The organism is Dietzia sp. DQ11-71 (assembly GCF_014144995.1).
Lineage (GTDB): Bacteria > Actinomycetota > Actinomycetes > Mycobacteriales > Mycobacteriaceae > Dietzia > Dietzia kunjamensis.
The window spans coordinates 1-6,082 of record NZ_JAALDT010000091.1; the positions used below are offsets into that span (position 1 = coordinate 1).

The following is a 6,082-nucleotide window of genomic DNA, read 5'->3' on the forward strand; positions in this document are numbered from 1 at the left end:
CGCCCGCCCCTTTCGGGGCGGGCGGCCTCGTCGTCTTTCGCGGGACGGGAGTTCCCGGGCGGTCAGCCCGGCGGGATCACTCGATTCGCGACGGGTGCCGCGTCAGGGCCATGACCTCGATGTCCATGTACGGGAACAGCGGCAGCCCCTGGAGGATCTCGTGCAGTTCGTCGCCGGACTCGACATCGAAGATGCTGATGTTCGAGTACCGGCCCACGATGCGCCACAGCTCCCGCCACGTGCCGGAGCGCTGCAGCTCCTGGCTGTAGGCCTTCTCACGGGCCAGGGTGTCGGCGCGGACCTCGGGGTCCAGGTCATTGGGGATGGTGACGTCCATGCGGACGTGGAACAGTGCCATCGTCTGACTCTCTTTCTGAGGGTGGTTGTGCCGCGATCAGCGGCGGGTGAACTTGTCGACGGCGTCGTGGTCGAGTTCGACGCCCAGCCCGGGTCCGGGCGGCAGGTGGACCCGGCCGGCCTCGTAGCAGATCGGGGTGGTGACGTAGGTCTCGGCGAGCAGCAGCGGCCCGAAGAGCTCCGAGCCGTAGTTGAAGCCGGGCTCGGCGCACGCGAGATGCAGTGAGGCGACGGTCCCGATCGGCCCCTCGAGCGACGTGGCGGCGTGGCAGGCGATCCCGGCCGCGCGGGCGATCGCCACGACCTCCTTGCCCCGGGTCAGTCCACCGAGCTTGGTGGTCTTCACCGCGATCACCCCGGCCGCGTCCCGACGTGCCACCTCGAGGGCGTCGTGCGGGGACTGGACCGACTCGTCGGCCATGAACTGCACCGGCAGCGAACGGTTGAGCTCGGCCAGCACCTCGATCTGCTCGGTGGGGGTCGGCTGCTCGATCAGCTCGATGCCGGCCTCGACGAGCGCCGGGAGGTGGACGTTCGCGGTGAACCGGTCCCAGCGTGCGTTGATGTCCACCCGAAGGCCCGCCCGCCCGTCGAGGCGCTCGGCCAGCGCCGCGATGCGGGCGACGTCCTCGGCCGGGTCCAGGGCGCCCATCTTCAGCTTGAACGTGCGGTGACGGTCCGCGGCGAGGAGCTCGTCGATCTCCTCGACCATCTCCTCGAGCGGCATCGCGCCCAGGGCCCACGTGCACTCGATCGAGTCGCGGACCGCTCCGCCGAGCAGCGAGCGCACGGGTACGTCCAGCGACCGGGCCCACGCGTCGAACATGGCGATCTCGAGGGAGGCCTTGGCGAAACGGCCGCGGGCCACCACGCCCTCCATCGCCTCGAGGACGGCGGGGATCTCGTCGACCCGCCGACCGACGGCCACGGGGGCCAGGTACTTCTCCACCAGGACCTGCATGGTCTCGGCGGACTCGCCTCCCCACCAGGGGCCGCCCGGTGTGACGCCTTCGCCGTAGCCCACGACCCCGGACTCGGTGGTGACCGCCACGAGCAGGATCGACTGGGCGGTGGCGGTGGTGGTGGCGAACTTGTGCGGCCTGATGAGCGGCACGTCGAGGATCCGTGTCTCCACGGAACGGATGGTCAGGTCAGACATCGTCGAGCCCTTCGTGTTGGTGGTCCGGCCGGATCGACCGCCGACGCCCCGGCCGCTCGTGGCGGCCGGGGCGGGCGGGGATTGCAGACGAGGTCGTCGCCGGTCAGGCCACGAAACGCTTGTCGGAGACGGGGTCCAGGACGAAGTCGTAGACGACCTCGTCGATCCCGTCGGCGTTGGGCTTCGGGTCCAGGATCAGCTCGGGCTTGACGGCCCCGGCCACGTCGTCCTCGACCCACTTTCCACCCTGGAAGTACAGCTGGGTGGTGATGAGGCGCTTGCCCGGGGCGGTGACCTTCAGGTGCAGGTGCGCCGGACGCCACGGGTGGCCACCGTAACTGGCGATGAACTCACCGGTCGGTCCGTCGTGCGGGATCTGGTACGGGGCCGGCTGGACCGTGGTGATGTGGAAGTTGCCCTCGGCGTCCGTGGTGAAGGTGCCGCGCAGGTTCCACTCCGGGATACCCATGCCGTCGTCGAACTGCGAGTAGTAGCCGTCGGCGTCGGCGTGCCACAGCTCGACGGACGCGCCCTCGATGCCCGTGCCGTCCAGGTCGCGGACCTGGCCCTTGAACACGAACTGCGTGCCCTTCTCGTCCTCGCGCATCGGCATGACGCCCTTGGCACCGAGGTCCGGGGCGTTCGGCACGTAGTAGGGGCCCTCGATGGAACCCTTGGTCCCGTTGAAGATGCGGCTGTTGGAGTCCTCGATGAAGTGCTCCAGGAACACGTCCAGCCAGAGCGGCCATTCGCCACCCTCGCCGACCTCGATGAGCCACTGCTTGAGGACGCGGTACTCGTCGTAGGTGACCTCGTGCTCGAAGATCACCTCGGACAGCTTGGTGAGCACGTCCTTGTAGATGGCGGCCGCACGCTCGGTGCTCGTGTCGGACGTGAAGCGGCTGCCCTTGAACTTGTCCGTCGCGGCGGAGCCGGAGCCGGCGGCGGTGGGCACTGCGGTGCTGGTCATGACGCTCCCTCTGGTGGGGTCGGGGTGGGGGTCGGATCGGACCGGTGGGGCCCGGTCGATGTCCCTACTGTGCGCCGCATTCGATGTGTCGTCAATCACCGTCCACAACATATGTAGAAGACATCTCGTGCGCGAAGCGAACACTTTTCAGGCAATAGCGCAGGTCTCGCGCCTGAGGCGTGCAAAGTGTTCGCATTGCGAACGCGGCGCACCTAGGTATGACTAGGAAGAACCCTAGTGTGATCGAAGACACAGTAGGGCACCGTGGAGGAACACCGGCAGCAGGCCGCAACGTCGCGGTAGGAACCGACCCACGCTAGGAGCCCTCGATGTCAGATCGACTCGACCACGTCCAGGCCACCCTCGAGACCGCACTCGAGGACCGGCCCGCGGACGGCATCATCCGCGCCAACCGTCGCATCTTCACGGACGAGGAGATCTTCGAACTCGAGATGAAGCACATCTTCGAGGGCAACTGGGTCTACCTGGCGCACGAGAGCCAAATCCCGGAGGTCGGCGACTACTTCACCACCGACATCGGCCGCCAGCCCGTCGTGATCACCCGCGGCAAGGACGGGCAGCTCAACTGCCTCATCAACGCCTGCTCCCACCGCGGCGCTATGCTCTGCCGGCGCAAGACCGACAACCGCACCACCCTGACCTGCCCGTTCCACGGCTGGACGTTCTCCAACTCCGGGGAGCTGCTGAAGGTCAAGGACCCGCGGGACGCCGGGTACCCCGAGCAGTTCAACACCGACGGCTCGCACGACCTGCGTCGCGTGGCACGCTTCGAGAGCTACCGCGGGTTCCTGTTCGGCAGCCTCAACCCGGACGTGCTCCCGCTGGAGGAGCACCTCGGTGACAGTCGCACCATCATCGACATGCTGGTCGACCAGTCCCCCGAGGGACTGGAGGTCCTGCGCGGCTCGTCCACCTACACCTTCGACGGCAACTGGAAGCTCCAGGCCGAGAACGGGGCCGACGGTTACCACGTGTCGGCCACCCACTGGAACTACGCGGCGACCACCGCGCGCCGCTCGTCGGGTGAGTCCAAGAACGAGACCAAGGCGATGGACGCCGGCACCTGGGGCAAGCAGGGCGGCGGCTACTGGTCGTTCGAGCACGGCCACCTGCTCCTGTGGATGTGGTGGGGCAACCCCGAGGACCGGCCGCTGTGGGACCGCCGCCAGGAGCTCGCCGACCAGATCGGCACCAAGAAGGCCGAGTTCATGGTGGGAGCCTCCCGCAACCTGTGCCTGTACCCGAACGTGTACCTGATGGACCAGTTCTCGAGTCAGATCCGCCACTTCAAGCCCGTCTCGGTGGACAAGACCGAGGTGACGATCTACTGCATCGCCCCCAAGGGTGAGAGCGCCGAGAACCGCGCGGCCCGGATCCGCCAGTACGAGGACTTCTTCAACGCCACCGGGATGGCGACCCCGGACGACCTCGAGGAGTTCCGGTCCTGCCAGAAGACCTACCTGGCGGACGTCGCGCCGTGGAACGACATGACCCGCGGCAGCACCCACCAGATCACCGGCCCGGACGAGACCGCCCGCGGTCTGGGCATGGAGAACGTGCTGTCCTCCGGGGCCAAGACCGAGGACGAGGGGCTGTACCCGATCCAGCACGCCTACTGGCTCGAGACCATGCAGCGCGCGCTCGAGGCCGAGACCGCCGCCCGTGATGCCGCCGAGGCTCAGGCCCGCGAGGACGACGAGCGTCGGGCCCGGGAGCGCACGACCGTCCCGGCCGACGCCTGACCCGGCCCGGGTCGACCGCACGCCCCACCCCCGCCCCACGAAAGGCCTGACCATGACCGCACCCGCCGTGGCGTCGATCTCCGTCGACGAGATCTCCGCCTTCCTGTTCCGCGAGGCACGACTGCTCGACGACCGCCAGTTCGAGCAGTGGATCGAGTGCTACCGCGAGGACGCGATGTACTGGATGCCCGCCTGGGACGACGACGGTGAGCTCACGACCGACCCGTACTCGGAGATCTCGTTGATCTTCTACCCGAACCGGGCCGGTATCGAGGACCGGGTGTTCCGCATCCGGACCGAGCGCTCCTCCTCGACGTCACTGCCGGAACCGCGGACGAACCACCTCATCAGCAACATCGAGGTGCTCGACCGCCGACCCGGAGAGGTCGACATCCGCTTCAACTGGCTGTCGTCGTACTTCCGGTACAACACCACCGACCAGTACTTCGGCACGTCCTTCTACACCCTCGACGTCACCGGTGAGTCCCCGCTGATCACCTACAAGAAGGTGGTCCTGAAGAACGACTACATCCACCACATCGTGGACGTCTACATGGTGTGATCCCACACCCACGCCGGCGCCCGCCCAGGGCGCCGGCACCCACCCGGTCGCGTGCGCGGCCGACATCGCCAGCGACCTGGAGTGAGACCCCATGAGCTATTCAGTGGCCCTGGCCTTCGAGGACGGCGTGACGCGCTTCGTCAACTGCGGTCCGATGGAGACCGTCGCCGACGCCTCGTACAAGGCCCGGATCAACATCCCCCTCGACTGCCGCGACGGAGCGTGCGGGACGTGCAAGTCCCTGTGCGAGTCCGGTGAGTTCGACGGCGGCGACTACATCGACGACGCCCTCACCGAGGACGAGGCCGCGGCCGGATACTGCCTGCCCTGCCAGATGGTCCCGCGATCCGACCTGGTCGTGCAGATCCCCACCACCTCCGACGTGGCCAAGACGGCCGCCGCGGCGCACCCGGCGACGGTCACGGCCGTCGAGCGCCTGGCCGAGGGCGCGTTCGCACTGTCGGTCGAGTTGGACGACCGCGACGCCCTGGCGTTCCTGCCTGGCCAGTACGTCAACATCTCGGTTCCGGGTACCGACCAGACGCGGTCGTACTCGTTCTCCACCGGAGCGGACTCGCGGCACCTGTCGTTCCTCATCAAGTACGCCTCCGGCGGCGCGATGTCGGAGTACCTGGCCCAGCGCTGCGCCGTGGGCGACCGCCTCGAGCTGACCGGCCCGATGGGCAGCTTCTTCCTCCGCGAGTCCACCCGTCCACTGCTGCTGCTGGCGGGCGGTACCGGCCTGGCGCCCGTGCTGTCGATCCTGGAGACCCTCGCCACCGCCGGCACCACCGACCGGCCGGTCCACCTCATCTACGGCACCTCGTTCGACACCGACGTGGTCTACACGGACCTGCTGGACGAGTTCACCACCCGGATCCCGGGCATGACCTGGGACCTGGTCGTCGCCGACCCGGCCACGACCCACCCGAACAGCGGGTACGTCACGGGGCTGATCCGCCCGGAGCACCTGCATGACGGGACGACCGACATCTACCTGTGCGGGCCTCCCCCGATGGTCGAGGCGGTGCGCGGATTCCTCGACGACGAGGGCCTGCAGGTGACGCACTTCTACTACGAGAAGTTCACTCCCGCGACCGCGGTGCCCGACCAGTCCGCCGAGCCCGCCGCGGAATCGGCGGAGCCGACGGAGGAGGCCGCCCTCGTCGTCGACACCTCCCCCTCCACCCCGGAGACGGAGCCCGCGGCACCCGCCGCGGCCACCACGGCCCCGGCCGCACCACACGGGCCGGCCCGGATCATCTCGCGGC

General features: G+C 68.4%; 6 protein-coding genes. 3 read left to right on the plus strand and 3 right to left on the minus strand.

What is annotated here, in order from left to right; all coding sequences use genetic code 11:
• Nucleotides 1-76 precede the first annotated feature (76 nt).
• The 3 genes from catC to catA all read right to left on the minus strand — a co-directional run bounded on the left by catC (nt 77) and on the right by catA (nt 2,486).
• Entirely contained in the window at nt 77-358 is a 282-nt protein-coding gene (catC, locus tag G6023_RS03720) for a muconolactone Delta-isomerase (RefSeq protein WP_182634121.1), read from the minus strand.
• A 36-nt stretch (nt 359-394) separates the two neighbouring features.
• Entirely contained in the window at nt 395-1,516 is a 1,122-nt protein-coding gene (locus G6023_RS03725) for a muconate/chloromuconate family cycloisomerase (protein ID WP_182634122.1), read from the minus strand.
• A gap of 103 nt (nt 1,517-1,619) precedes the next feature.
• On the minus strand, nt 1,620-2,486 hold the full coding sequence (gene catA, locus G6023_RS03730; RefSeq protein WP_182634123.1) for a catechol 1,2-dioxygenase: 867 nt from the start codon (nt 2,484-2,486) through the stop codon (nt 1,620-1,622).
• A gap of 329 nt (nt 2,487-2,815) precedes the next feature.
• Between catA and benA the strand changes: the two genes are divergently transcribed.
• The 3 genes from benA to benC all read left to right on the plus strand — a co-directional run.
• Nucleotides 2,816-4,249, plus strand: a complete 1,434-nt coding sequence (gene benA, locus G6023_RS03735) for a benzoate 1,2-dioxygenase large subunit (protein WP_182634124.1) — start codon at nt 2,816-2,818, stop codon at nt 4,247-4,249.
• Nucleotides 4,250-4,301: 52 nt separating this feature from the next.
• Entirely contained in the window at nt 4,302-4,811 is a 510-nt protein-coding gene (gene benB / locus G6023_RS03740) for a benzoate 1,2-dioxygenase small subunit (RefSeq protein ID WP_173674771.1), read from the plus strand.
• 91 nt (nt 4,812-4,902) lie between these two features.
• Nucleotides 4,903-6,082 (plus strand): benzoate 1,2-dioxygenase electron transfer component BenC (gene benC, locus G6023_RS03745; RefSeq protein ID WP_182634125.1); only part of this gene is annotated, 1,180 nt, incomplete at its 3' end.

Excerpts from the sequence above, each read along its gene's own strand:
- benB (WP_173674771.1), top strand. The coding sequence starts at position 4,302 with ATGACCGCACCCGCCGTGGCGTCGATCTCCGTCGACGAGATCTCCGCC.
- G6023_RS03725 (WP_182634122.1), bottom strand. The coding sequence starts at position 1,516 with ATGTCTGACCTGACCATCCGTTCCGTGGAGACACGGATCCTCGACGTG.
- catA (WP_182634123.1), bottom strand. The coding sequence starts at position 2,486 with ATGACCAGCACCGCAGTGCCCACCGCCGCCGGCTCCGGCTCCGCCGCG.
- benA (WP_182634124.1), top strand. The coding sequence starts at position 2,816 with ATGTCAGATCGACTCGACCACGTCCAGGCCACCCTCGAGACCGCACTC.
- catC (WP_182634121.1), bottom strand. The coding sequence starts at position 358 with ATGGCACTGTTCCACGTCCGCATGGACGTCACCATCCCCAATGACCTG.